The sequence below is a fragment of the Nocardiopsis sp. NPDC007018 genome, assembly GCF_040635075.1.
Lineage (GTDB): Bacteria > Actinomycetota > Actinomycetes > Streptosporangiales > Streptosporangiaceae > Nocardiopsis.
In genome coordinates this window covers 78,333-103,568 of the sequence record NZ_JBEYHA010000002.1, presented here as the reverse complement: position 1 = coordinate 103,568, position 25,236 = coordinate 78,333, and the positions used below count along the sequence as shown (strand labels likewise).

Sequence of the window (25,236 nt, the reverse complement as noted above, 5' to 3'; positions counted from 1 at the left end):
GCACCCGGGCGAACCGGCCCGTCCTAGCGGAACGCCGAGACGCCGGTCACGGACTGACCGATGCTCAGCGCGTGGATCTCCTCGGTGCCCTCGTAGGTGGCCACCGTCTCCAGGTTCACCATGTGCCGCATCACGGGGTACTCCAGGGTGATCCCGTTCGCACCGTGGATGCCGCGCGCCGTCCGCGCCACCCGCTGGGCCGCCGCGACGTTGGCGAACTTGCCGAAGCTCACGTGGTTGTGGTGGCAGTTCCCCTCGTCCTTGAGCCGTCCGATCCGCAGCGCCGTCATCCCGGCGTGGTTGACGTCCACGACCATGTCGGCGAGCTTGCGCTGGGTGAGCTGGAACCCGCCGATCGGCCTGCCGAACTGCTCACGCGTGCGCGCGTAGTCCAGGGACGCCTCGTAGCAGGCGCGGGCCGCGCCCGCCACGCCCCACACGATCCCGTAGCGGGCCTCGTTCAGACAGGACAGCGGAGAGCCGAGCCCCCGGGACCCGGGCATGACGGCGTCGGTGGGCAGGCGCACGTCCTCCAGGACCAGCTCGGAGGTGATCGAGGCGCGCAGCGACAGCTTCTTGTGGATGACGTTGGCCGAGAACCCGGGGGTGTCGGTGGGCACCACGAAGCCGCGGATGCCGTCGTCGGTGGCGGCCCACACCACGGCGACGTCGGCGACCGAACCGTTGGTGATCCACATCTTGGTGCCGTTCAGGACCCAGTCGGAGCCGTCGCGGCGGGCCCGGGTGCGCATGGAGCCCGGGTCGGACCCGGAGTCGGGCTCGGTCAGGCCGAAGCAGCCGATGGCGTCACCGGCCGCCATCCTCGGCAGCCACTCGTTCTTCTGCTCCTCCGAACCGAACTTGTGGATCGCGGCCATGGCCAGCGAGCCCTGCACGGACACGAAGCTGCGCAGACCCGAGTCCACCGCCTCCAGCTCCCGGCAGGCCAGGCCGTAGGCGACCGCGCTGGACCCGCCGCACCCGTACCCGTCCAGGTGCATACCGAGCACGCCCAGGTCGCCGAAGGCCTTGGCCAGGCCGCGCGGGTCGGGCAGGGTCCCGGCCTCGAACCAGTCGGCGACCTGCGGCAGGAGTTCCCGGGAGGAGAACTCCCGGACGGCGTCGCGGATGTCGCGCTCGGTGTCGGAGAGTTCGGCGTCCACCGCCAGGAAGTCGAGGGGGTCGGGGGCGGCGGCCTTGCGCTGGGAGTCGCTCATGGTGGGTGTCCCTTCGTGGTGCTGTGTGTACGGGGTCGGTGCCGGGGCGCGGGCCCGGCTCAGCCGACGTCGGTCTGCTGGACGGCGCCGCGTGCGAGCAGCGCCGTGACGTGGTCCGGGTCCAGGCCGAGTTCGGCCAGGACCTGCGTGGAGTGCTGCCCGAGCAGAGGAGGGGCGGTCATGGGGACGGGAGTGCGTTCCATCCGGAAGCCCGCCCGCACCTGTTCCAGGGGGCCCGCGGTGGGGTGCTCCACCGTGCGCAGGACGTCGTCGCCCCTGGCGTCGGCGGTGCGCAGGGCGTCCAGCACGCCCCGGACCCGCCCGGCGGGGACCCCGGCCTCGACCAGGACTCCCATCCAGTGTTCGGCGGGCCGCTCCCGCAGGGTGGCCGACAGCTCCCCGACCAGTTCGTCGCGGTGCGCCACCCGTTGCGGGTTGGTGGCGTACCTGGGGTCCCGCCCCAGGTCGGGGCGGTCGAGAGCGGTGCACAGGCGCTGGTACAGGGCGTCGTTCCCGGCGGCGATCACCACCTCCGCGTCCCGGGTCGGGAACACCTGGTAGGGGACGATGGTCGTGTGAGCGTTGCCGACCCGCGCCGGTTCGGTGCCGGTCACCAGCGCCTGCTGGGCGAGGTTGACCAGGCTGGACAGCGTCGAGTTCACCAGTGAGACGCTGATGTTCTCGCCCCGACCGGTCTGCCGGGCCCTCATGAGCGCGCCGAGGATGCCCACGGCGGCGTTGAGGCCGGTCAGGACGTCGGTGAGCGCCACCCCCACCTTGCTGGCCGGACCGTCGGCGGGGCCGGTGGTCGCCATCAGCCCGCTCTCCGCCTGCACGACGATGTCGAAGCCCGGTCGGGTCGAGGGCTCGTGCTCGGGCCCGAACCCGCTCACCGAGCAGTACACGACCGCCGGGTTGAGGGTGCTGATCCGCTCGTAGCCCAGACCCAGCCGGTCGATCACCCCGGGCCGGAAGTTCTGGATGACCACGTCCGAGGCCGCGCACAGCTCCCGGACGGCGGTCAGGCCCTCGGGGTCCTTCAGGTCCACGGCCAGGCTGCGCTTGTTCCGGTTCACGGACAGGAAGTAGGCGGCCTCACCGGGGGAGTGGTCCGCACGGTGCTCCTCGGTGGGTTCCGCGTAGGGAGGGCCCCAGGAGCGGGTGTCGTCGCCGCGGCCGGGCTGCTCCACCTTGACCACCTCCGCGCCCATGTCCGCGAGGAGCATGGTGGCGTAGGGCCCGGCGAGTACCCGGGACAGGTCGGCGACGCGTACCCCGGCAAGGGGGAGCGGCGCGCCCTCCCCGGAGCCGGGGGCGGGCTGGGGGCCGTTCTCGTTCATGGGGGGTCACTCCTCGCCGTCGGGACGGACGGTGCCGTCCGGTTCCACGGAGCCGCCGGGCAGCTGGTCGCCGTCCCGGAGCTGGTAGTAGGTCTCCAGGCAGCGGCGCAGTGCGGTGGTGAGCGCGGCGCCGGACTGGCCCGCGTAGCGCGTCTGGACCCGCCGGACGATCTCCGCGATGTCCTCGGTCACCGAGGCGCCCTCGACCAGGGCGCGGAAGAAGTCCCGGGCCAGGTCGGTCAGCAGGGTGGTGTCCGCGGCCACGATCCGGCCGTCCGCGGAGTCCACCGCGAGCACGACACCGAGCCGCTGGTACTGGGAGTGGCTCGCCACCGAGTCGGGAAGACGGGCGTAGCCGGAGATGAGCACAACCCTGGGGTTGCGGAGAAGCTGCTGAACACGGTCGTCGCCGTACAACGGAAGATGCACCTCTTGTCTGCGGGCACGCGAAAACTCCAACGGACTGGAGTCTCGCGTCTGAAGGGCGGCCGGGGGAAACCGGACACCCGCGACGTGAGGGCAGTTCTCGATCAGTATGGCCCAGCCGGGACCTCCGGTGTCAAGGCGGGGGTGGTCCAGAGCACACGGACACGCGGATGCGCGCCTCGGGAACCCTGTGTTACATTTCGGCACAGGTCACGAGTACCAGCGACAAGCCCCGGCTAGCTGGTCGGCAACCCTCCTTCCGCGGTGGGGTGCCCCGGGTGAGGACCAGGTCCCGACACGACCGTGTCAGACAAGCGCGGACCCCTGAGGAGCGGCCGTCATCGGCCACCCCGTGGGTCCCCCGACCCACGAAGAGGTGCCCCATGACCACCGTCATCCCGTTCGACTCCACCCGCTCCAGCCGTTCCGCCGCTCGCGCGGCGGGCGCCGAGGCCCGCACCGGCTGCTCGATCGTCGCCGCGCAGGACGGGGTCCCCCTGGTCACCGGTGAGCGCGTCGACTACGCCAACTTCGACTACGCCGCCAGCGCCCCCTGCCTGACCAGCGTCGCCGAGGCGCTCGCCACCGCCCTGCCGTACTACGCCAGCGTCCACCGGGGCGCCGGACACCACTCGCAGGTGAGCACCGACGCCTACGAGCGGGCCCGCCGCAGCGTCTCCCGGTTCCTGGGCGTGCGCACCGAGGCCGACGAGCACGGTTCCGCCGACGCCGTCGTGTTCGTGCGCGGTACCACCGACGCGGTCAACCTGCTGGCCCGCGCCGTCCCCGAGGGCTGCACCGTGGTGGTCTTCGCCTCCGAGCACCACGCGAGCCTGCTCCCCTGGGAGCACCCGGCGTCGCGCGCGGGCGAGGTGGTCCGGCTGCCGCTTCCCGCCTCGCCCGAGGCCGCCGTCACCTCGGCCCGAGCCGCGCTCGCCGCGGCCCCCGAGGGTCCCCGGCTGCTGTGCGTCACCGCCGCCTCCAACGTCACCGGCGAGATCTGGCCGGTGGAGGAACTGGTCGAGGCGGCCCACGCCGAGGGGGCCCGTGTGGTCGTGGACGCCGCCCAGTACGTGCCGCACCTGCCCTTCAGCCTCTCCGGAACCGGTGCCGACTACGTGGCGCTGTCCGGACACAAGCTCTACGCGCCCTTCGGCTCGGGCGTGCTCGCGGGTCGCGCCGACTGGTTGGGCGAGGCCGCGCCCTACCTCGCGGGCGGGGGAGCGACCCGCCGGGTGACCGAGCACGACGTGAAGTGGAACGACCTGCCCGCCCGGCACGAGGCGGGCAGCCCCAACGTGCTGGGGGCCGTGGCCCTGGCGGCGGCCTGCGACACCTTCACGACCGAGGCGCTTTCCCTCCAGCACATCCGGGAGGCGGCCCTGCTGGAGAGGCTGCGCGCGGGGCTGGACGAGATCGCGGGCGTGCACGAGCTGTCCCTGTGGGACGCCGAGCACCCCCGGGTCGGCATCGTGTCGTTCGTGGTCGACGGACTGCCCGCCGACCTGCTGGCGGCGGCGCTGTCGGCCGAGTACGGGATCGGGGTACGCGACGGCCTCTTCTGCGCCCACCCGCTCACCACCCACCTGCTCCCCGAGGGCCACGACCAGGCCGTGCGCGCGAGCCTGGGCGTGGGCACCACCGAGGAGCACGTGGACCGGCTGGTCGGGGCGGTCGCCGACCTCGTGGCGCGGGGCCCGCGCTGGGAGTACGCCGACTGCGACGGCCGACTCGCCCCCGTTCCGGACCCCCGCAACGTCCTCTGACGCGGCCGCCCGTGTCCGGTGTGTCGCGAATGAGGCGTTTCGGGACCTCGTACCCAAGGGGCCATGCGACGCATGAACCCACATACGACGCACTAGGCCACATTTCACGCCGGGGTGTGCCGGGGATCACGTTCTCAGGCGGTACTATCGGGCCCTGACGGTGGGGCGCGCCGTCGCCGGACCCGACCGGTCCGCACCGGCACCGCGTCCCGCCTCCCGCGAGCGAACCGGCTGGGGGAGCGTGATCGTGACGGACGTCCGAGGACCCAAGGCAGGGCCCCTCACGGCCGTGTTCCGAACCACCGAGCCCCCGCGCGTGCCCGAGCAGCCCTCCCGGGTGGTCAGCCTCGGCGCGCGCGGCTGCCCACCGCCCGACCCCGCCGAGACGGAACGGGTCCGTCTCCACCAGGCCTTCCTCGGCCGCGTCGTCGACTACCTCTGCGCCGACGCCCGCGTACGCCAGTTCGTCGACTGGGGGTGTCCGGTGCCCGGTACCGCCGAACGGGTCCGCGGTGCCCACGCCGACGCCACCGTCGTCCACCTGGCCCCGACCGGGACCGCCGGTGTCCTGGCCGCCCCCGCGCGCAACAGCGCCGTCCTGGCAGGGGAGACCACCGGCGGGGCCGACGCCGCGCTCCGGCGCCTGCACGGCAGCGGCCTGGTCGACTTCGACCAGCCGGTCGCCGTGCTGATGACCCGACCTCACACCGAACAGGACCCGCCCAGGGGCCTGGACACCCTGCACTCGATGATGCGCGGCGGCGGATACGTCGCCCTCACCTCCACGGCCCCCCGCGTCGTCGCCGAACGCGCCTTCGCCCCCTTCCTCCCGGTCGAACCGGGGGTCGCCGACCTCACCTGGTGGCCCTACCCGGATGATGACGTGTCCGACCCCGGGTGCGGGACCCTGGGCGGGCTGGGCCGCGTGCCCGGGCGAGGAGGGGGACAGCCGCGATGGCGCTGAACTGGAACGCCGAGATCCTGGCCCAGATACAGTTCTACTGGGACTTCTCCCTGTGGCCCCGGCTGGAGGGGCTGACCGACGCCGAGTTCCACTGGGAGCCGGTCCCGGACTGCTGGACCGTGCGCCAGCTGCCGGACGGCCGCCACGCCCCGGACGGCTCCTACCCCGAGCCCGATCCGCCGCCGGTCACCACCATCGCCTGGCGCCTGGGGCACATCGTGGTGGACGTGCTGGAGGCCCGGATCAACTGGCACTTCGGCGACCGCACCGCCAACCGCGACACCATCGACTGGCCCTCCACCGCGGCCGAGGCCCGACAGCGTCTGCGCAGGGCCTACCTCACGTGGGTCGCGCACGTCCAGGAGCTCGACGACGACGCGCTGGCCGCGCCCGTGGGCGGGGCGGAGGCGCCCCAGTGGGCCGACTTCCCCCTGGTCGTGCTCCTGCTGCACCTCAACCGCGAGTTCATCCACCACGGTGCCGAGGTCGCCCTCCTGCGCGACCTCTACCGAGCCCGCTACGGGCAGGCGCCCGACACCGGGCCCGCGCCGGTCACCTAGGGCCTGTTGTGTGGATCATTCCGCCCGCCCGTCGCCCTCCACCACCCTCAAGGGACGCCTGGCGGCGCGGTGTTCTCACGGTGCCAGGCTGCCTCTCGCTGCGCCGATGAAGCTCGGACAGCCAAACCCGGGCTGACCGTCGCTCATCGTCTTGCGAGAGATGGCCTGGCGGCCGCTCGCGGAGCTGGCGGCTCCGCCGCCAGAAGGCGAAAGCATCCACAAAACACACCCTAGAGCACCTGTAGCGGGTCCACCCGCACCTGCACCAGGTGCTCGTCCCGGCGCGCGCTGCGCGCTGACGCGGCCGCCTTCAGCGCCCGGGACAGCTCGCCCACCGCGCCGCGCGGCACCCGCAGCAGCGCCCGCTCGGTCACCCCGCCGTCGTCGCCGGTCCGCGTGTCCACCGGAACCGGTCCCAGTACCTCGGCGGACTCCGGCAACCGGATCTGGTCCAGCAGCTCCCGCACGTGCTCCGGGGCGCCGGTGATCGAGGCCATCGACACCGCCGGGGGAAACCCCAGCCCGCGCCGCTCCGCGAGCTCGCGCTCGGCGAACCCGGCCGGGTCCCAGCGCACGAGCGACTGCACCACCGGCACGGACGCGTCGGCCGCCACCACCACGGTGCCGCCCGGCCGCACGAGCGCGGCGGCGTTCAGCCAGCGGCGTAGCGCCTCCTCAGAGGCGCGCAGGTCGGGACGGTTGAGCAGCGCCCAGCCGTCCAACAACACGGCCGCGGCGTATCCGCCGTCCGGAACCACCGGCTCGGCACCCGGGGTGGACACCACCAGCGACGGCTTGTTCGGCACCTGGGCCAGGACCTCGTCCCGACCGGAGGTGCGCACGGTCAGTGAGGGGAAGGCCCGGCCCAGCTCCTCGGCGGTCCTGCGATCGCCGACCACCACGGCGCGCATACGGGGCGAGCCGCACTCGGAGCAGGTCCACCGTCCGGCCACCCGACCGCACCACCCGCACGAGGGGACGGCGTGCGCGTCACGGATCGCCAGCGGCCCGCGACAGGCCTCGCAGCGCGCCGGTTCACGGCAGCCGGCGCAGGCCAGGGCGTTGAGATAGCCCCGGCGCGGTACCTGGAACAGCACCGGACCCTCGCGGGCGCCCTCGCGCGCCGCCTTGAGCGCCAGGCTCGGCAACCGCGCGGTGCGCGCGGCCTCGTCCCGGGCCAGCTCGTGGTCGTCCCCGGCGGGCCGGATCACCGGAGCCCGCCCGCGCAGCGTCGCCCGGTCGGCCACGAGCGGCTGCGCCCAGCCCGACTCCACCAGCAGCTGGGTGTCGGTGGAGCGGGTGTGTCCGCCGAAGAGCGCCCCGGCTCCCGACATGTGCGCGCGCATCGCCAGGACGGTGCGGGCGTGCGGATAGGGCGCGCTCTGGTCCACATGGACGTCGTCGCCGTCATCCCACAGCACCACCAGCCCCAGGTCGCGCACGGGAGCCAGCAGGGCCAGACGCGAGCCCACCACCACCCGGGTCCGCCCGTGCAGCACCGAGAGCCAGCGCCGGTAGCGCGGCGTGGGGCCCAGGTCGGCGGGCAGGGCGGCGTGGCGCCCCTCACCCAGGCGGCGGGTCAGCGCGGCGTCCACGGCCCGCACGTCGCGGCTGTTGGGGAGCACGATCACGGTGCCGCGACCGGCGTCCAGCGCGGCCTCGGCCGCCACGGCGATCGCGTCGTCCCACCCCGGCCCGGGCAGGGCGTTCCAGACCGCGCGGGCCGCACGCCCCTCGCGCAGGGCGGCCACGAACCCCGGCCCGTCCGGATAGTGCGCCCAGGGGCCGGGGCCCGTGTCGGCGTCCTCCCGCTCCGGGGGGTCGGGCGGCTCCGGCGGCTCCTCTCGTTCCACCCTGATCCTGCGCGGCGGTATCGCCAGCTTGGCGACCTCGTTGAGGGTGCCCGCGTAGCGGTCGGCCACGGCCCGGGCGAGTTCCAGGACCTCGGGGGAGAGCACCGGCTCGGCGGAGACCACCGAGTCCAGGTACAACAGCTGGCCGCCGAAGTCGGACGTCTCCACCCGCTCGGCGATCAGCCCCGACAGCAGGCGCCCGTGGAACCACACCTTCACCCGGCAGCCCGCGACGGCCTGCGCGTCCTGGTCGGCGGACACCCGGTAGTCGAAGTAGCGGTCCAGGTGGGGCAGCGGGGTGTCGACGATGACGCGCGCCACCGACAGGCTCCCGGCGGGCCGCCGCGCCTCGGGCCGGGCGGCCTCCTGGGCCCGGGCCTTGGCGAGCGCCTTGGGGTCCAGCAGCTCCGACACGTCGAAGAGGCCGTCGTCGGGTGGGCCGGGCTGTGCAGTCATCACCCTTGGTTTACCAGAAGCCGCCGACAACACCGCCGTTCCCGCTCGGGAGCCCCCTCGGGTACTGGTAGAACAGTGACCCGTACGCGCAGCGGAGGGGGAACCGAACATGAAGCTCGTCTTTGCCGGAACACCAGAGGTGGCGGTGCCCTCGCTCCGGGCGCTCATCGCCTCCGAACACGAGGTCGCCGCGGTGGTCACCCGACCCGACGCCCGCTCCGGTCGGGGGCGCAGGATCTCGGCGAGCCCCGTCGCCGAGGTCGCGGAGAGCGAGGGCATCGAGGTCCTCAAACCCGCCAAGGCGGGCGACCCAGAGTTCCTGGCGCGCCTGGCGGAGATCGCCCCCGACTGCTGCCCGGTGGTGGCCTACGGCGCGCTCCTGCCGCAGTCCGCGCTCGACGTTCCCGCGCACGGCTGGGTGAACCTGCACTTCTCCCTGCTGCCCGCCTGGCGCGGCGCGGCCCCGGTCCAGCACTCCGTCCTGCACGGCGACGACGTGACCGGCGCGTCCACCTTCCGCATCGTCAAGGAACTCGACGCCGGGCCGGTCTACGGCACGCTCGCCGAGACGGTCCGCCCCACCGACACCAGCGGCGAGCTCCTGGGGCGTCTCGCCGAGTCCGGGGCGGGTCTGCTGCTCCGCACGATCGACGGCATCGCCTCCGGTGAACTCGCCCCCGTGCCGCAGCCCGACACCGACGTCTCGTACGCGGGCAAGCTCACCTCCCTGGACGCGGAGCTCGACTTCACCGCCCCCGCTCAGCGGGTGGACCGCGTCGCCCGCGCCTGCACGCCCGCGCCGGGCGCCTGGACCACGTTCCGGGGCACCCGCCTGAAGCTGGGCCCGGTCCGTCCGGTCACCGACGCCGACCGGCCCGACCTCGAACCCGGTCAGCCGTTCGCGGACAAGAGGAGGGTGGTGGTCGGCACCAGCACCCACCCGGTCGAACTGGGTCGTGTCCAGCCCCAGGGCAAGAAGGAGATGGACGCCGTGGACTGGGCCCGCGGCGTGCGTCTCGCCGAGGACGACCGACTCGGCCGCTGAGCTGCCGTACTCTCGGACCTGGCGTGCGTGAACGCGCGTCGGTACCCGTCCCCGGCTTGTTGAGGCAGAGCACACGTTGAGCGAGCAGTCCCGGTCCCGGCACCAGCGTCCCCGTAAGGGCGGCAGGCCCAGGCAGGGCGGTGGGCACCGGTCCGGGCCGCCCCAGCCCCGCGATCCCGCCCGCCGCGTCGCCTACGACGTGCTGCGCGCGGTGGAACAGCGCGACGCCTACGCGAACCTGCTGCTGCCCGCCCTGCTGGGCGAGCGCGGCATCCACGGGCGGGACGCGGCGCTGGCCACGGAGCTCACCTACGGCACCCTGCGCCGCCAGGGCACCTACGACGCGATCCTGGGGACCTGCGTCGACCGTTCGCTGTCCTCCGTGGACGCCGAGGTGCTGCCACTGCTGCGCATGGGCTCCCACCAGCTGCTGTCCACCAACATCCCGCCGCACGCCGCCGTCAGCGAGACCGTGGACCTGGCCCGCCGGGTGGTCGGCCAGCACCGGGGCAAGTTCGTCAACGCGATCCTGCGCAAGGTGAGCGCACGCGACCTGGACGCGTGGGTCGCGATCGTGGCCCCCGACCGCGAGCGCGACCCGAGCGGATACCTGTCGGTGGTCGAGAGCCACCCGCGCTGGGTGGTCAAGGAGCTGGCCCGGGCGCTGGGGGAGCGGTCCAGGGACGGCCTCGTCCAGACCGAGAGGCTGCTCACGGCCCACAACGAACGCCCCCGGGTGACCCTCGTGGCCAAGCCGGGTCGGGCCAAGGTCGCGGACCTGGAGGAGTCCGGCGCGCTGCCGGGCCGCTACTCGCCCTTCGCCGCCTACCTCCCCGAAGGCGACCCGGGGCTCCTGCGCGAGGTGCGCCAGAACCGGGCCGCCGTCCAGGACGAGGCCAGCCAGCTGGTCGCCCTCGCACTGACCCGGGTGGACGCCGGGGGCAGGGACGCGCTGTGGCTGGACATGTGCGCGGGCCCGGGCGGCAAGGCGGGCCTGCTGGCCAGCCTCGCGGGCCAGGGCGGGGCCCGGCTGGTGGCGTCGGAGGTCCAGCCAGCCCGTGCCGGACTGGTGGCCAAGGCGGTCCGCCGCGCCCCCCGTGACGCGGGCCGGGCCGTGGTCGCCGACGGCACCCGCCCCGCCTGGCGTCCCGGCGTGTTCGACCGCGTCCTCGTGGACGTGCCGTGCACGGGCCTGGGCGCGCTGCGCCGCCGTCCCGAGTCCCGGTGGCGCCGGACCCCGGAGAACGTCACCCAGCTCGCCCCGCTCCAGCGCGACCTGCTCACCCGCGCGGTCGAGTCGGTGCGTCCCGGCGGTGTGGTCGCCTATGTGACCTGCTCCCCGCACCTGGACGAGACCGACGGGATCGTGCGTGCGGTGCTGGCCGAGCGCGACGACCTCGAACTGCTGCGCGCCCCCGACTACCTGGACGAGGTCCCCGACCTCGCGGCGGGCCCGGAGGGGAAGTACGCGCAGTTCTGGCCGCACGTGCACGGCACGGACGCCATGTTCCTCGCCCTGCTGCGCCGCACGCCGGAGTAGCCGAACCGCTCCCCGCCCCCGGGGTCACGCCCTGGGGGCGGGACCCGGGTCATCACGAATCTACGTCGTAAAGGTCGCGGTCAGTCGGTGCCGAGGGAGACCACCGCGCAGATCATGCACGAGTTGCCCGCCTCGCGCAGCAGGTACCGGTGCGCCTCCGCCAGGACCTCGTCGCCGCGCGCGTCGCGGTACGACCACCGCACGGCCGCCCACACCAGGCGCTCGGTGAGCTCCTCCATCCCCCGCAGCTCGGGAACCGCGTCGACCATCCCGCGCTCCCGATACCGCTCCGCCGCTCCGGCGAAGGCCTCCCGGACGTCCCCGGGAGAGGCCACCGCCACGCTCTCCACGTCGCCCGCCACGTAGGCCGGATACCCGTACCTGGCCGCGACCCCCTCCATGTCGCCCCCCACCAGCTCGCGGCCGTAGCCCTCCAGGAAGTCCCGCAGCCCGTCCTCGTCCAGCATGGCTCCCCCTCGATCGGTGCCGCCCCCTTGGAACCCCTGCCCCGAACCAGCCCCGATACACTGCCCGACGTGGCAATCCAGATCTCTCCCAGCATCCTCAGCAGCGACTTCGCGCACCTGGCCGACGAGGCGGCCCGCGTCCCGAGCGCGGACTGGCTGCACGTCGACGTCATGGACGGACACTTCGTCCCCAACCTCACCCTCGGCCTGCCCATCGTGGAGTCCCTCCTCAAGGCGACCCCCACACCGCTGGACTGCCACCTGATGATCGAGGAGCCCGACCGCTGGGCGCCCGCCTACGCGGAGGTCGGCGCGGGCAGTGTCACCATCCACGCCAAGGCCGCCGACGCCCCCGTGCGCACCCTGCGGGAGATCCGCCGGCACGGCGCGCGCGCCGGCCTGGCCCTGAACCCCGCCGAACCGGTCGACCCCTACGAGGACCTGATCGGCGAGATGGACATGCTCCTGCTCATGACCGTCGAGCCCGGTTTCGGCGGCCAGCGCTTCCTGGACCTCGTACTGCCCAAGATCCGCCGCGCCCGCGAGCTCCTGGACAGCCGTGAGGCCTCGGTCTGGCTCCAGGTCGACGGCGGGGTCAGCGACGAGACCATCGAGCGCGCCGCCGAGGCCGGGGCGGACGTGTTCGTGGCGGGTTCGGCCGTCTACGGGGCACAGGACCCGGACGGCGCCGTCGAGGCGCTGCGCGCCCGGGCCCACGGGGTGAGCCCACTGACCCGAACCCACCGGTAACGATCGCGGCGCGCCGGGCCCCGGGGCCTGGCGCACCACGGGCGGTCCGCCTAAGCTGCCCGCTGTAGTCGTCGATTCCGCTTGGTCGCGGCTCCGTCTTCCCCTGCACGCGCGTGCCCGGGGGAGCGGCGCGGCGTGAGCGCGTTGCCAGGCGCGGACCCCGTGGAGTACGCGTGAACGCTTGGACCACCGAGCACCTGGCCATGGACACCCTGCGGGAGGCGGAGCACGCCGGTATCCGCTGGTTGCAGGAACTCGGAGCGTGGCTCGCCCCGCCCTTGGAGGCCCTCACGCTCCTCGGCTCGCAGGGCGTGCTCATCGCCCTGATGGTGACCGTCTTCTGGTGCGTCCACGCCGGTCTGGGCGCCCGGCTCTTCGTGGCCGTCGTCGCCTCGGCGGTGCTCAACAACCTGCTCAAGTCGGTGCTCTACGGCCCCCGGCCCTACTGGTACGACCCGCGGATCACCGGATACGCGCAGCACGGGAGTTTCGGCATGCCCTCGGGGCACAGTCAGGCGGCGGTGGTGGCGTACGGCTACCTCGCGGCGCACGCGCGCCGCCGGTGGGTGCCGTGGGCGGCGGTCGCGGTGGTCGCCGTGGTGGCCTTCTCCCGTGTCTACCTGGGCGTGCACTACTTCAGCGACGTCGTGGTCGGCCTGCTCGTGGGCGGGGCCCTGCTGTGGCTGGTGCTGCGCTATGAGGAGCGGGCCCTGGCGTGGTGGCTCTCCCTGGACGCGACGCGCTGGGTCCCGTTGCTGCTGGCGGCCTCCCTGGTGCCGTGCGCGGCGGCGACCGTCTGGCAGACGGTCGTGCGGGGGAGCTGGGCGGTCCCCGCGGGCGAGTGGATCGGTGCCGTCCCCGCCGATCCGGCCGGGCACTCCCTGCTCGGGCTCTACACGACCAGCGGGGCGCTGCTCGGCGGGGCGCTCGGCCTCACACTGCTGTACCGGCGGGGCTGGTACAGCGCCGCGGGCACGCTCACGGCGCGGGCGGCGCGGCTCGCCCTGGGGGTCTCCGTGGTGGTGCTCGTCCTGGCCGTGGAGCGGGTCCTCTTCCGGGACCTGGGCGCCTTCCCCTCGGCCCTGGTGTCCTTCGCGGTGTACGGCGCGGTGGCCTTCTGGGCGACCTTCGGGGCGCCGGAGATGTTCGTGCGCGCGGGGCTGGCGCTGCGGCCCGAGCGCCCTCCGACGGCGCGGTCCGACCGTCCCGCCCGTTGATGACCCCGGTCACACGGGCTTTGCGGCGCGTGGGGGAGGGGATAGGATCGTGTCGTTAGACAACAGTCAAACGCGTGCTCCGGGGTCGGTGAAAGTCCGAACCGGCGGTGACAGTCCGCGACCCGGTCGATTCCATCGACCGGTTGAACCGGTGGAATTCCGGTACCGACGGTGAAAGTCCGGATGGGAGGCAGTGCGCGTTGGGGCGGTCCGAGCCGTGCCGTTCCTCGGTGACGGCTCCGTGGTCCGTTCCTGTCGTGGACCCGTGTTCCACACCCTTTTCCCCGGAGCCGTGCCAGGCGAAGGGATGTAGGGCGTGTTCACCGGAATCGTCGAGGAACTCGGCAGGGTCGTCTCCGTCGCGGCCGCCGGAACCAGCGGTGAGGCCGTCCTGCTCACCGTGGACGGCCCCCTGGTCAGCTCCGACGCTGGTCGGGGCGACTCCATCGCGGTCAACGGCGTGTGCCTGACCGTCGTCGAGCTCGGTGAGGGCACCTTCACCGCCGACGTGATGAAGGAGTCCCTGGACCGCTCCTCCCTCGGCGCCCTCGTCCCGGGCTCTCCCGTCAACCTCGAACGCGCCGCGCGCAGCGACGGCCGCCTGGGCGGCCACATCGTGCAGGGCCATGTCGACGGCACCGTCACCCTCCTGTCCCGCGATCCCGGTGACAACTGGGACGTCCTCCGGTTCGGCCTGTCCCCGAGGCTGTCCCCCTACGTGGTCGAGAAGGGCTCGATCACCGTGGACGGCACCAGCCTCACCGTGTCAGCGGTGAGCACCCCCGGCGCTGACGAGGAGTTCTTCGAGGTCAGCCTCATCCCCGCCACTCTCGAGGCCACCACCCTGGGCGGCCTGGCGGTGGGCGCCACCGTGAACATCGAGGTGGACGTCATCGCCAAGTACGTGGAGCGCATCACCGCGGTCTCCCTCGCCCGTGCTCAGGACGGCACCCGCTCCTAGCGGGCCCCACCACCCACCCCGAACCACCCACGACGCACCTTCAGGAGCGGGCATGACCGTCACCGACACCACCCCGGCCGCCGACACCGGACAGGCCGTCGTCCTCGACCGCATCGAGGACGCCATCGCCGAGTTCGCCCAGGGCAGGGCCATCGTGGTCGTGGACGACGAGGACCGCGAGAACGAGGGCGACATCATCTTCGCCGCCGAACTCGCCACCCCCGAGCTGTTGGCCTTCATGATCCGCTACACGTCCGGCGTGGTGTGCGTGCCCATGGAGGGCGAGGACCTGGACCGCCTGGACCTGCCGCTGATGACCGCGCGCAACGAGGAGAGCCTGCGCACCGCCTACACGGTGACGGTCGACGCCCGCGAAGGGGTCAGCACCGGAATCTCCGCCGCGGACCGGGCCCGCACCATCCGCCTGCTCGCCTCCGACGACAGCCGCCCCGTGGACTTCGTGCGCCCGGGCCACATCCTGCCGCTGCGCTCCCGCCCGGGCGGTGTCCTGGCCCGCCGGGGCCACACGGAGGCCTCCGTGGACTTCGCCCGCCTGGCCGGTCTGCGCCCCGCGGGGGTGCTCGCCGAGGTGGTCAACGACGACGGCACCATGGCCCGTCTGCCCCGCCTGCGGGAGTTCGCCGACGAGCACGGCCTGAAACTGGTGTCGGTGGAGCAGCTGGCCGCACACCGCGCCTCGCTCGGTGACACCCTCACCGAGGACCAGGCCCGGCCCGCGCTGGTGACGCGCATGGTGGAGACCCGTATGCCCAACCGGCACGGCGAGTGGCGGGCGGTCGGTTTCAAGGGCACCGCCGACGGCGCCGAGCACGTCGCCCTGGTCCTGGGCGACCTGTCCGGCGGCGAGGACGTCCTGGCCCGTCTGCATTCGGAGTGCCTGACCGGCGACGCCTTCGGCTCCCACCGGTGCGACTGCGGCGCCCAGCTGGACGCGGCCATGGAGGCCGTCGCCGAGGAGGGGCGCGGCGTGATCGTCTACATGGGCGGCCACGAGGGCCGCGGGATCGGGCTCCTGCACAAGCTGCGCGCCTACCGCCTCCAGGACGAGGGCGCGGACACCGTCGACGCCAACCTGGACCTCGGTCTGCCCGCCGACGCGCGCGAGTTCGGCGCCGGTGCGGCCGTGCTCGCCGACCTCGGGGTCGTCTCGGTGCGGCTCCTGTCCAACAACCCGGCCAAGGCCGAGGGGCTGGAGCACCACGGTGTGCGGGTGAACGAGCGGGTGGCCATGGCCTCCTTCGTCACGGACGACAACCTCTCCTACCTGCTGACCAAGCGCGACCGCATGGGTCACGACCTGGCCGGTGTGGCGCGGTAGGCCCCGCCCGCCCCGCCCCCCGATCCACCCCCCCACATCCGTACACACCACCCACGAAAGGCCGGTCATGAGCGGCACAGGACGTCCGGACGAACACCAGGTCGACGCCTCGGGGCTGTCGGTGGGCCTCGTCGTCACCCGTTGGAACGAGGCGATCGTCGAACCGATGCTCGCCAACGCGCTCGCGGTGGTGAAGGCCTCGGGCGCGGCCGAGCCCGTGGTGGTGCGGGTCGCCGGGGCCGTGGAGATCCCGGTGGTCGCCCAGGAGCTGGCGCGCAAGCACGACGCGGTGATCGCGCTGGGCGCGGTCATCCGCGGCGGCACCCCGCACTTCGACTACGTGTGCCAGTCGGTCACCCACGGGCTCACCGAGGTGGCCCTGCGGGAATCCACCCCCGTGGGCAACGGTGTGCTCACGTGTGACACCCTGGAGCAGGCGCGTGACCGCGCCGGACTTCCGGGGAGCGTCGAGGACAAGGGCGCCGAGGCCGCGCTGGCCGCCCTGGACACGGCGGTCGCGTTGCGCGGACTGCGTCGCTGATCCCACCCGCCCGGGGCGCGCCCGCGCGTGGCCGACGGTGATCGGGGAGAGCCACGCCTTGGGCGCGTGGATGAGGGAGCAGCTGGTGCGGACGAGGGAACTACCTGTGGACGAGGTTTCGGGCGAGACGACCCTGCCGAGGACCTGGCGGCCCCGCGCGGTGCGCCTGGTGGCCTACGGCCTGGGCCTGTTGATCGTGGCGACCATGGTCGTGCTGGCGGTGATCCTGCCGAGTGAGTGGCGGGTGATGGACCGGTTCCTGGTCGTCCTGTTGGGGCTGGCGGTGGCGGCCGGGCTGCACATGCTGGGCCGTCCCCGGCTGGTGGCCACGGAGCGCGACGTGGTGGTCGTCAACGGCATCCGCACCCACCACCTGGCCTGGCCGGAGGTCCTGGACATCCGGATGCCGGTGGGGGAGCCGTGGCCCTGCCTGGACCTGTCGGACGGAACGTCGCTGCCGGTGATGGGTATCCAGAGCACCGACGGCGAGTACGCCCGTCGGGGGCTGGAGGAGTTCCGGTCGCTGCTGGGGCGGGGGGAGGGCCGCGAGCCCGAGTCCCCCGGCGGCGCGCGTTCGTAGGTGCGACCGAATCGGGCCCCCGTTTCCTGGAGGAACGGGGGCTCTTCCGTGTTGCGTGGGGCACATAGGTTGGTACCAGGGCCCATGAGCGGACCGCCGCCGTCCGCGTGGGGAGTCGTGGAAGAGGTGCCGCGTGCGAGATGTCCGAGCGAGCGTGTCCGAGCTGTACGCCTCGGGTGAGGTCTTCGCGGTGGCCACGGTGATCGACACCTTCAAGAGCGCACCGCGTGGCGCGGGGGCGGCGATGGTCGTGAGCGCCTCCGGCGAGGTCGTCGGCAGCGTGTCGGGCGGCTGCGTGGAGGGGGCCGTCTATGAGGAGGCCCTGGAGGCGATCCGCACCGGCGCACCGGTGCGCCGCACCTACGGTGTCGGTGACGACGACGCGTTCGGCGCGGGGCTGACCTGTGGTGGGACGCTGCACATGTTCGTCGAGCCGGTCAGTCGCGCGACCTATCCCCAACTGGGCGCGGTGCTCGGGGCGGTGGACGAGCACCAGCCGGTGGCGGTGGCCACCGTCGTGGCCGACCCCTCCGACGCCTCCAGGGTGGGCCGCCGCCGGATCGTGTGGCCCGGTCACGCGGAGGGCGACCTGGGAGAGGGCGGCGAGCGCCTGGCCGCGGCGCTGGACGACGACGTGCGCGGCATGCTCGCGCAGGGCGGTACGGGGCTGCTGCACTACGGTGTGGACGGCCAGCGGCGCGGCGACGAACTGGAGGTGTTCGTCCAGTCGTTCGCCCCGGCCCCCCGCATGCTGGTGTTCGGCGCGATCGACTTCGCCGCGGCCGTCGCCGACCTCGGCTCCTACCTGGGGTACCGGGTGACGGTGTGCGACGCCCGTCCGGTGTTCGCCACCGCCAAGCGGTTCCCGACCGCCGAGGAGGTGGTGGTGAAGTGGCCGCACGTGTACCTGGACGAGGTCGCCGACGAGATCGACGCGCGGACCGCGATCTGTGTCCTCACCCACGATCCCAAGTTCGACGTGCCGGTGCTCAGGCGGGCGTTGGCCACGGGCGCGGGGTACATCGGCGCGATGGGTTCGCGGCGTACGCACGAGGACCGTCTGGAGCGGCTCCGTGAGGCCGGGGTGGAGGAGGCGGCGTTGGAGCGCCTGCACTCGCCGATCGGTCTCGACCTGGGGGCGCGCACACCGGAGGAGACGGCGGTGTCCATCGCGGCGGAGCTGGTGCGCAGCCGGTGGGGCGGCACCGGCCGGGCGTTGAGCCGGACCCGGGGCAGGATTCACCACGACACGCCCGCGGTGCCGCTGGTTCCGGCCGGATTCGGCCAGACCCAGGGGTGATCCGAAACCCGTCCGGTGGTGAAGTGCCAGGTCGGAGCGGTGGTCCGGGTTCTGGCTGCGCGGCGGTGCCGGTGACCTCGTCCAGGCGGCCCACCCGGAGACCCCGTCCGTGGCATCATCGCGTCATGGATACGGGGGAGCGAGGGGACGAGCGTTCGGGTGCGGTGGCGGGCCTGCTGTTGGCGGCGGGTTCGGGCAGCAGACTCGGCCGCCCCAAGGCCCTGGTCGAACTCGCCGGCGAACGTCTGGTCGACCGCGGGGTGCGCACCCTCTCCGAGGGCGGTTGCTCCCCGCTGCTGGTGGTCCTGGGAGCCGCCGACACGTCCGTGACCGGCGCCCTGACCGTGCGCAACCCGGACTGGGAGACGGGCATGGGCTCCTCGGTCCGTGCCGGGATCGACGCCGTGCCGGGGACGGCCGACGCACTCCTGATCGCCCTCGCCGACCAGCCGTTGGTCACGCCCGAGGCGGTCCGGCGCCTGGTGGTGGCCTACGAGCAGGGCGCGCGAGCGGCGGTGGCCACCTACCACGGAAACCCGCGCAATCCGGTACTGCTGGGGCGGGAGCACTGGTCCACGGTCTACTCGATGGCCCAGCGCGACGTGGGCGCCCGACCCTTCCTGCGCGCCTACTCCCACCTGGTCACGACGGTGGCCTGCGACGACGTCGCCAGCCCGGAGGACATCGACACCCAGGAGGACCTGGCCCGGGTCACGGAGATGTTCGGCGGGGTGTGAGTCCGGGTTCGCGTAAGGTGGTCCCATGTCCTCCTGAACGCGTGCCCATCCCTTCCGCCCACCGCCCCAGCGTCGCCGCTCCCGCGTCCGCGCGCCGGTGGTCCCGCACGTGACCCCGAGGAACCCTCAGTGAACCCCGTCTACGCCGCGCTCCGCGCCATGGCCGAACGCCCCGAGCCCTACGCCCGAGTCAGCACCGCCGACCTGTGGACCGATCCGCACGTCTCCACGCGGATGCTCCGCCACCACCTGGACCCGGAGGTCGAAGCCGCCTCCCACCGGACCGAGTTCGTCGACCGGTCCGTTGACTGGATGGTGGAGCGCTTCGCCCTGGGGTCGGGTGCCCGCGTCGCCGACCTCGGCTGCGGACCCGGGCTGTACACCACGCGACTCGCACGCGCCGGGGCGAGCGCGCTGGGGGTGGACTTCTCTCCGGGATCGGTGGAGTACGCCGAGGACACCGCGCGCCGGGACGGGCTCGACGCCCGTCACCTGTGCCGCGACTACCTGGAACTGGACCTGGACGAGCGCTTCGACCTGGTCGTGATGGTGATGCGTGACTACTGCGCCATGTCCCCCGCGGACCGGGCCCGGCTGCTCGACGTGGTGCGTCGCCACCTGGCGCACGGCGGGTCCCTCCTGTTCGACGTGGACGCCGAACCGGCGCTGGAGCGGGTTCGGGAGGGACGGACGTACGCACCGAACCTGATGGACGGGTTCTGGTCCGCCCGCCCCTACCACGGCTTCCGGCACACCTTCCGCTACGACGACGAGCGGGTGAGCGTGGACCGCTACACCATCGTCACGGAGGACGGGATACGGGTGTTCCACACCTGGGTCCGCTACTTCACACCCGACACGCTCGCCGCCGAGCTCACCGCGGGCGGGTTCGTCGTCGAGGAGGTCCTCGGTGACCTCACCGGTGCGCCCTACGACCCGGCCTCGGGGGAGTTCGCGGTGCGGGCCCGGCCGCTCGACTGATTAGGCCGGCGGTTCGGCGAGGATGCCGAAGGAGTGCTCCACGCTCGCACCCGGGGCCAGGACGATCAGGTCCGTGCCGCTGTTGAGGGCGTCGGGCGGGCAGGTCATGGGTTCGGCGGCCAGGTGCGCCCGGTGGAGTTCGCCGCCGAGCGAGTCGGAGCTGAACAGTTGGAGCCACCCGTAGCCGGGCCCGGACCACAGGCTCACCCGGTGATCGGGGCCGCTCAGACGCACCCAGGCGCGGCCGTCGGCGTCGCGGTCCAGGTCGGTGAAGGCGGTGTCCAGCTCGGTGGCGCCCGGGTCGCGGCCGGGCGGGCGCAGGTCGAACCCGGTGCCGGCCACCGGGACCGGGTCGCCCACCGGCAGCAGCGACGCGTCGGCGGGCTGGCGGCTCCGTGCGGTGGCCTCCAACCGGACCTCGCCTCGTTCGACCAGGTCCCGCAGGGGGGCGCCCAGCGTGAGGTAGGGGTGGAAGCCCAGACCGTACGGGGCGTCGGTCCGGCCGGTGTTGCGCGCCGTGACGGTGACGGTGAGCCCGGGCGCCGGGGCGTCCGGCGGGCTCAGGTGGTAGGCGGCGGTCAGCTCCAACGGGAACGGGTAGCCGGGGGTGCCGGGGAAGTCCAACCGCAGGGTCACGTCCTTTTCGGAGCGCTCCTGAGTGGACCACGCGACCTCGCTGACCAGGCCGTGGATGGCCGAACCGGTCTCGGGGTCGTTGACGTCCAGGACGTACTCGGTGCCCTGGAAGGTGTAGCGGGCTCCGCCCACCCGGTTGGGCCAGGGCGCGAGCAGCTGCCCCTGGGAGGCGATGGGGCCCGACTGCCGGGTGTAGGGCCAGACCAGGTCGCGGCCCCGCCACGTGAGTGCCTGCAACCCGGCTCCGGTCCGGTCCACGCGCGCCCGGTACTCCCCGGCACGCAGCTCGAACACCTCAGCCACCCGTCCACCCTTCTCCGCCTGGTCCGGCACGGCGCCGAACCGGGAGATCATAGCGTGTCCGGCGCCTCACCAGGGGTGTCGGCCCGCCGACGCTCAGCCCAGCAGTCCGTCCAACGGGATGAGCACGCCCGACCCCAGGGCCAGCAGCCCCGTGGACAGCACCACCACGAGCATGAGCAGTGATCCCGCCACGGCCAGGCGGAAGGCGCCGAGGCGGCGCCGGGCCTTGACCGTGGACCTGGCGGCGGTGCGCCCCAGCACGAACAGGGCGACGGAGAGCAGTACCGGGAACCACCACGCGGAGCCGATCCCGCCGGGCAGCAGGTCGGTCAGCGCGGCGGCGCCGTCGGTCAGCGGGTTGTCGCCGAACTCCAGCAGACCCGTGTAGGCGTCGGTCACGAACGCGCTCTCGGGGAAGAAGCCCTCCCCGGGGCGCAGGGCCCGGCCCAGGCCGTCCACCAGGCCCACCAGGGCGGCGGGGTAGGCGAACCGGCGGCAGCGGCCGGCCCGCATCGCGCGCTGGATCTGTCCCATGGTGCGCTCGACGCGTCGCGACGCCCGTTCCTGCTGGCGACGCTCCTTGGCGGTCGCGGGCTCCTGCGGCCGGGTGGGGTCGCTGGGCAGCGCCGGGTTGTCGGGCCGGGTGGCGGCCGCGCGCCGCTGCCGGGCCGTGCCCACCCTCTCCCGTGCGCCCTCCCAGCGCGCCCGCGCCGATCCGGCCAGCGCGGCCCAGCGGTCCTGGCGGCGGGCCCGGCCGTCGGCTCGCTCGCGCTCGGCGATGGAGCCGCCGATCCGGGCGGCCTCGGGCAGGAGCAGGAGGGCCGTGAGTGTGGCTCCCCGGCTGGCCAGCGGGTCGCCGCCGTCGCGCAGGGCGAGGCGGCGCTGCTCGGACCACCAGGGCGCGCTCGGGGCGGCGCTGCGCTGCTGGGGGTGCCAGGACTGGCGGCGCAGCAGGGAGCGGTGCTGGGCCACGGTCTCTGGCGAGAGCACCAGCTCCACGGCTCGCGCCCAGGTCGAGTCGATCTCGTGGGTGGCGGGGTGCCGGGGGGCGTCCGGGTCGCGGGCGGTGTCGGGGCGCGCGTCCACCACGCGCTCCAGGGTCTGCTCGACCCGTGCCATCAGCAGCGGCACCTCGTGCTGGACCCGTTCCAGCCGGGCGCAGCGCCCCGACCCCCCGGAGCGGCACTCGGGGTGCGGGCACCAGTGCTGGGCGCCCAGGCCCACGGCCCCCGACGCCACGGCCTCGCGTACCACCGCGTGGCGGCTGGCGTCACCCGAGGCCAGGGCCAGGAGCCCGTCAGCGCTGATCTCGTGCCCCCGGAACCGGGGCGGCATCCCCGGTACGTAGCGGGCGGCCAGGGCGCTGATCGCGACGTGCGCGAGCTCGGGGCGGCCCTCCAGCCCGGTCAGATAGGCGCGGTCGAAGGTGTAGTCGTTGACCTCGCGATCCAGCCACGTGCGGAGCTCGGACCAGTGGCTGCGCAGCCACATCGCCCCGGTATCGGAGCGGTCCAGCAGGTCGAAGGCGAGGCTGGGCGGGTCCTCGTGGGAGGTCCCCGCGAAACTGATGGGGCGTCGGCGGCTCGCGGTGCGGATCGGCGGTCGCTCGCCCGCCAGCCACGCCGCGACCTCCTCGTACCCCCAGCGGGCGGAGGGGGCCAGGGTGAGCAGGCCCCGGGCGAGCAGGCGCCAGCGGTCGTCGGTGATGGCCGAGACGTCGACCTCGGTGTTGCGGGCGGTCAGCCAGTTCCCGCCGCGGTCGGGGCGGCGGCCGGTGGTGATCTCGTGCACCATGACGCCCAGCGACCACCAGGCGGCGGGGGCCTCCCGGCGGCCCTCCACCACCTCGGGGGAGGCGTAGGCCTCGGTGACGGCCTGGCTGCCGTAGACCCGGCTCATGGTGGCGCGCACGGCCCCGCCGAAGTCGGTGAGGGCGACCACCGGCGGGTCCAGGGAGCGGACGAGCAGGTTCTCGGGCTTGACGTCGGTGTGGTTGTGCTGGAGTTCGCCCTGCCAGTGGTGCAGGCAGTCGGCGACGGCGCGGACCACGGCCCGGGCGCCCTCGTCGTCCAGGGGGGCCTGGTTGATGACCTCGCGCAGGGTGCCCAGGGAGAAGTACTCCTGGGCCTCCCAGGCCAGGTCCTCGCCCCAGGAGCTGGCGGCGGTCCCGTACCCCTGGATGGCCGGGGTGTGCGGGGAGGCGGTACCCCGGGCGCGCAGGCGGTCCAGGAGTTCGCGGTTGATGTCGTGACCGGGCCGGTACACCTTCAGGGCCAGCCGCCGTCCGGGTGCGTCGGCGGGTTCTGCGAGGTAGACCACGGCCTCGCCGCCCGCGCCGATGTGGTCCAGGACCTGGTAGCGGCGGCGGAGTTCGGCGGGTACGGCGTAGTCGAGGTCGCCCGCGGGTCCCACGACCACGCGGGAGACCAGGCGGGCCATCCAGTCCAGGAGCGGACCGAGGAGGACGCGCCACCAGGGGGCGGGTGCTCCGGGCCCGTTCGCTCCGGGGCCGGTGCGGCCCCCGCCGGGACGGGCGGTGGGGGAGGGCGGCGGCTGGACCCGGGTGCCGTCGACGGGTGCGGCCGCGGGGTCGGGGCCCGCGGGCAGGACCGTGGTGCGGTCCGTACCGGACGGCGTCGGCGGGACGACGCGGGTGGCGGCCTCGTCGGGGGCGGGCAGGGGGACCGGGCGGGCCCCAGGCCCGGGCGGGGGTGACGCTCCTGGTCGGAACACGCGTGTGACCCAGCGCGTGGGGCCCGTGGGCGGGCCGTGCTGCCCGGAGGGCGCGGTGGGGTCGATCCGTTGGGTCGGTGCGTTCTCGTCACCGGGGTCGGGCGTGACCATCGAGGCCGGAGCCATCCTTCGGATAGGAGGTCGTCTGCGGGTGTCCGGGAAGCTCGCCGTGGCGGGGCGGACCCCTCCAGGTTAGGTCGTGCGCGGGCCCGGTCGGGGCGTCGGGAGCCCGCCACTGACCGGGTGCGCGGACGACGTCCTCCCCGTCACCTCCTGGGACTCCGGCGGGGGCGTCGCGGTTCCGGTTCCGTCGCGTTCTCCCTGTCGGCTCCGGGCGCGGCCCGCGCGGTGCGCGCGGGCCGGTTCAGTGCTGTCCGCGCGGGGTGGTGCCGAGCGCGGCGCAGGCCTCCTGGTACATGCGGACCACCTCGACGCGGATCTGCGCGCGCTCGGTGAGCGGCGCGGACCAGGGGATGCGTACGGTCTCCTCGGTGCCGTCGACGGTCACCGCGTAGTCGCCGCCCTCCCGGTCGAGACCGGTCATGCGTGCCGAGGTGGCCTCGGGGCGCCCGCCCAGGGCGCGGCAGATGACCAGGGTGTCCTCCGGGTGGTCGCCGTTCATGTGCGCGGTGACGGCGGTGACGACCTCGGGGGCGAAGGGTTGGGGCTGCACGGTGCTCCTCCTGCGGTCCGGGACCGGCCGGTACGTACGAGACGGGGGAGGGTCGTTGGACCCTCCCCCGTCGACGATATCCGAGCCCTCACCGGCTTGACGACGGAGTGTCGTCAAAACCCCCGGGTCGGGGCGCCGTTCCGGCCGGAGCCGGTGCGGCTCAGGCCTCTCGGGTGAACTCGGCGTCGATCTCGATGGAGATCTTGTCGCCGACGACCACGCCGCCGCCGTCCATGGGCATCTCGATGTCGACGCCGAACTTCTTGCGGCTGATGGTGGTGGTCGCGGCGAACCCGGCGCGGTCCAGGCCGTAGGGGTCGACCGTGGAGCCGTTGAACTCCAGGGCCAGCTCGACCGGGTGCGTGTTCTTCTTGATGGTCAGGTCGCCCTTGAGGACGAAGTCCTCGCCGCGGGCCTCCAGGCCGGTGGAGCGGAAGCTGAACTCCGGGTGGTGGTCGGCCTCGAAGAAGTCGTTGGACCGGATGTGGTTGTCGCGGTCGGCGTTGTCGGTGTTGATGGAGCTGGCGTCGATGCTCGCCTCGACGGAGGACTGGGTGGGGTCCTCGGGCACGGTCAGCGTGGCGTCGAACCTCTCGAAGCGGCCGCGCACCTTGCTCACCATCATGTGGCGGACGGAGAAGCCGACGATGCTGTGCGCGGCGTCGATCTTCCAGGTGCCGGGCTTGAGTTCCTGAGCGGCCATGGTGTCTCTCCCTGTGTGCGGACGGCCTCGGTCGAGGGCCGTTCTCCGAGTTGTTCCCTGACTGGCAACAAACTACCCGAGAAGTATCTTCCTGGGAAGTAGTTTAGGTGTTCGTTCTCGAACACGCAAGGGCCACGGGGGTCCACGC

Annotated in this window: 23 protein-coding genes and 2 riboswitches; of the genes, 14 read left to right on the top strand and 9 right to left on the bottom strand. The window is 73.6% G+C overall.

What is annotated here, in order from left to right; all coding sequences use genetic code 11:
• Positions 1-23 precede the first annotated feature (23 nt).
• From ABZ635_RS01505 to ABZ635_RS01495, 3 genes are read right to left on the bottom strand one after another with little or no spacing between them, the layout of a single operon-like run.
• A complete protein-coding gene (locus ABZ635_RS01505) occupies positions 24-1,217 on the bottom strand; it encodes an acyl-CoA dehydrogenase family protein (protein WP_357757162.1) in 1,194 nt (397 codons plus the stop codon).
• A 59-nt stretch (positions 1,218-1,276) separates the two neighbouring features.
• Complete coding sequence (locus ABZ635_RS01500; RefSeq protein WP_357757159.1) at positions 1,277-2,557, bottom strand: CoA transferase; 1,281 nt, start codon at positions 2,555-2,557, stop codon at positions 1,277-1,279.
• A gap of 6 nt (positions 2,558-2,563) precedes the next feature.
• Positions 2,564-2,974, bottom strand: a complete 411-nt coding sequence (locus ABZ635_RS01495; protein WP_357757156.1) for a DUF3870 domain-containing protein — start codon at positions 2,972-2,974, stop codon at positions 2,564-2,566.
• A gap of 217 nt (positions 2,975-3,191) precedes the next feature.
• A riboswitch (SAM riboswitch) is annotated at positions 3,192-3,306 on the top strand.
• Between the two features lie 60 nt (positions 3,307-3,366).
• Between ABZ635_RS01495 and ABZ635_RS01490 the strand changes: the two genes are divergently transcribed.
• The 3 genes from ABZ635_RS01490 (at position 3,367) to ABZ635_RS01480 (ending at position 6,273) form a co-directional block, all read left to right on the top strand.
• The gene (locus ABZ635_RS01490) at positions 3,367-4,749 is read left to right on the top strand and encodes an aminotransferase class V-fold PLP-dependent enzyme (RefSeq protein ID WP_357757153.1); all 1,383 of its coding nucleotides are present in this window, start codon (positions 3,367-3,369) and stop codon (positions 4,747-4,749) included.
• A 289-nt stretch (positions 4,750-5,038) separates the two neighbouring features.
• Positions 5,039-5,713, top strand: coding sequence for an SAM-dependent methyltransferase (locus tag ABZ635_RS01485; protein WP_357757150.1), 675 nt, complete (start codon positions 5,039-5,041; stop codon positions 5,711-5,713).
• A complete protein-coding gene (locus tag ABZ635_RS01480; protein ID WP_357757148.1) occupies positions 5,704-6,273 on the top strand; it encodes a DinB family protein in 570 nt (189 codons plus the stop codon). Before ABZ635_RS01485 ends, ABZ635_RS01480 begins: the two co-directional genes overlap by 10 nt.
• Positions 6,274-6,503: 230 nt before the next feature.
• Here the strand turns inward: ABZ635_RS01480 and ABZ635_RS01475 are convergent, their stop codons facing one another.
• Entirely contained in the window at positions 6,504-8,582 is a 2,079-nt protein-coding gene (locus ABZ635_RS01475) for a primosomal protein N' (protein ID WP_357757145.1), read from the bottom strand.
• A gap of 109 nt (positions 8,583-8,691) precedes the next feature.
• On the opposite strand from ABZ635_RS01475, the gene fmt reads away from it, so the two are divergent.
• Positions 8,692-9,627 (top strand): methionyl-tRNA formyltransferase, encoded by a 936-nt coding sequence (fmt, locus tag ABZ635_RS01470; protein WP_357757142.1) that lies wholly within the window; start codon positions 8,692-8,694, stop codon positions 9,625-9,627.
• Between the two features lie 76 nt (positions 9,628-9,703).
• A complete protein-coding gene (locus tag ABZ635_RS01465) occupies positions 9,704-11,167 on the top strand; it encodes a transcription antitermination factor NusB (RefSeq protein ID WP_357757139.1) in 1,464 nt (487 codons plus the stop codon).
• Between the two features lie 80 nt (positions 11,168-11,247).
• Here the strand turns inward: ABZ635_RS01465 and ABZ635_RS01460 are convergent, their stop codons facing one another.
• Positions 11,248-11,634, bottom strand: a complete 387-nt coding sequence (locus ABZ635_RS01460; protein WP_357757137.1) for a hypothetical protein — start codon at positions 11,632-11,634, stop codon at positions 11,248-11,250.
• Positions 11,635-11,703: 69 nt separating this feature from the next.
• On the opposite strand from ABZ635_RS01460, the gene rpe reads away from it, so the two are divergent.
• The 9 genes from rpe (at position 11,704) to ABZ635_RS01415 (ending at position 20,040) form a co-directional block, all read left to right on the top strand.
• On the top strand, positions 11,704-12,384 hold the full coding sequence (gene rpe / locus ABZ635_RS01455; protein WP_357757134.1) for a ribulose-phosphate 3-epimerase: 681 nt from the start codon (positions 11,704-11,706) through the stop codon (positions 12,382-12,384).
• Positions 12,385-12,587: 203 nt separating this feature from the next.
• The gene (locus tag ABZ635_RS01450; protein WP_357757397.1) at positions 12,588-13,601 is read left to right on the top strand and encodes a phosphatase PAP2 family protein; all 1,014 of its coding nucleotides are present in this window, start codon (positions 12,588-12,590) and stop codon (positions 13,599-13,601) included.
• Between the two features lie 70 nt (positions 13,602-13,671).
• Positions 13,672-13,802, top strand: a riboswitch (FMN riboswitch).
• Between the two features lie 115 nt (positions 13,803-13,917).
• Positions 13,918-14,562: a riboflavin synthase gene (locus tag ABZ635_RS01445; RefSeq protein ID WP_357757132.1), complete on the top strand. Its 645-nt coding sequence runs from the start codon at positions 13,918-13,920 to the stop codon at positions 14,560-14,562.
• A gap of 52 nt (positions 14,563-14,614) precedes the next feature.
• Positions 14,615-15,901 carry a bifunctional 3,4-dihydroxy-2-butanone-4-phosphate synthase/GTP cyclohydrolase II gene (locus ABZ635_RS01440; protein ID WP_357757128.1) on the top strand — a complete coding sequence of 429 codons (1,287 nt, stop codon included), beginning with the start codon at positions 14,615-14,617 and terminating at the stop codon, positions 15,899-15,901.
• A gap of 67 nt (positions 15,902-15,968) precedes the next feature.
• Positions 15,969-16,442: a 6,7-dimethyl-8-ribityllumazine synthase gene (gene ribH, locus ABZ635_RS01435; protein WP_357757125.1), complete on the top strand. Its 474-nt coding sequence runs from the start codon at positions 15,969-15,971 to the stop codon at positions 16,440-16,442.
• Between the two features lie 106 nt (positions 16,443-16,548).
• Positions 16,549-17,022: a PH domain-containing protein gene (locus ABZ635_RS01430; protein ID WP_357757123.1), complete on the top strand. Its 474-nt coding sequence runs from the start codon at positions 16,549-16,551 to the stop codon at positions 17,020-17,022.
• 133 nt (positions 17,023-17,155) lie between these two features.
• The gene (locus ABZ635_RS01425; RefSeq protein ID WP_357757120.1) at positions 17,156-18,322 is read left to right on the top strand and encodes an XdhC/CoxI family protein; all 1,167 of its coding nucleotides are present in this window, start codon (positions 17,156-17,158) and stop codon (positions 18,320-18,322) included.
• A 164-nt stretch (positions 18,323-18,486) separates the two neighbouring features.
• Entirely contained in the window at positions 18,487-19,059 is a 573-nt protein-coding gene (locus ABZ635_RS01420; protein ID WP_357757395.1) for a nucleotidyltransferase family protein, read from the top strand.
• Between the two features lie 129 nt (positions 19,060-19,188).
• A complete protein-coding gene (locus ABZ635_RS01415; RefSeq protein ID WP_357757117.1) occupies positions 19,189-20,040 on the top strand; it encodes a class I SAM-dependent methyltransferase in 852 nt (283 codons plus the stop codon).
• On the opposite strand, the gene ABZ635_RS01410 is transcribed toward ABZ635_RS01415, so the two are convergent.
• From ABZ635_RS01410 to ABZ635_RS01395, 4 genes are all read right to left on the bottom strand, one after another.
• Positions 20,041-21,030, bottom strand: coding sequence for an aldose 1-epimerase family protein (locus ABZ635_RS01410; RefSeq protein WP_357757115.1), 990 nt, complete (start codon positions 21,028-21,030; stop codon positions 20,041-20,043).
• 42 nt (positions 21,031-21,072) lie between these two features.
• Positions 21,073-23,823 carry a protein kinase gene (locus ABZ635_RS01405; protein ID WP_357757392.1) on the bottom strand — a complete coding sequence of 917 codons (2,751 nt, stop codon included), beginning with the start codon at positions 23,821-23,823 and terminating at the stop codon, positions 21,073-21,075.
• Between the two features lie 253 nt (positions 23,824-24,076).
• A complete protein-coding gene (locus ABZ635_RS01400; protein ID WP_357757112.1) occupies positions 24,077-24,385 on the bottom strand; it encodes a DUF2470 domain-containing protein in 309 nt (102 codons plus the stop codon).
• Positions 24,386-24,545: 160 nt separating this feature from the next.
• Positions 24,546-25,088: a YceI family protein gene (locus ABZ635_RS01395; RefSeq protein WP_357757109.1), complete on the bottom strand. Its 543-nt coding sequence runs from the start codon at positions 25,086-25,088 to the stop codon at positions 24,546-24,548.
• Positions 25,089-25,236 lie beyond the last annotated feature (148 nt).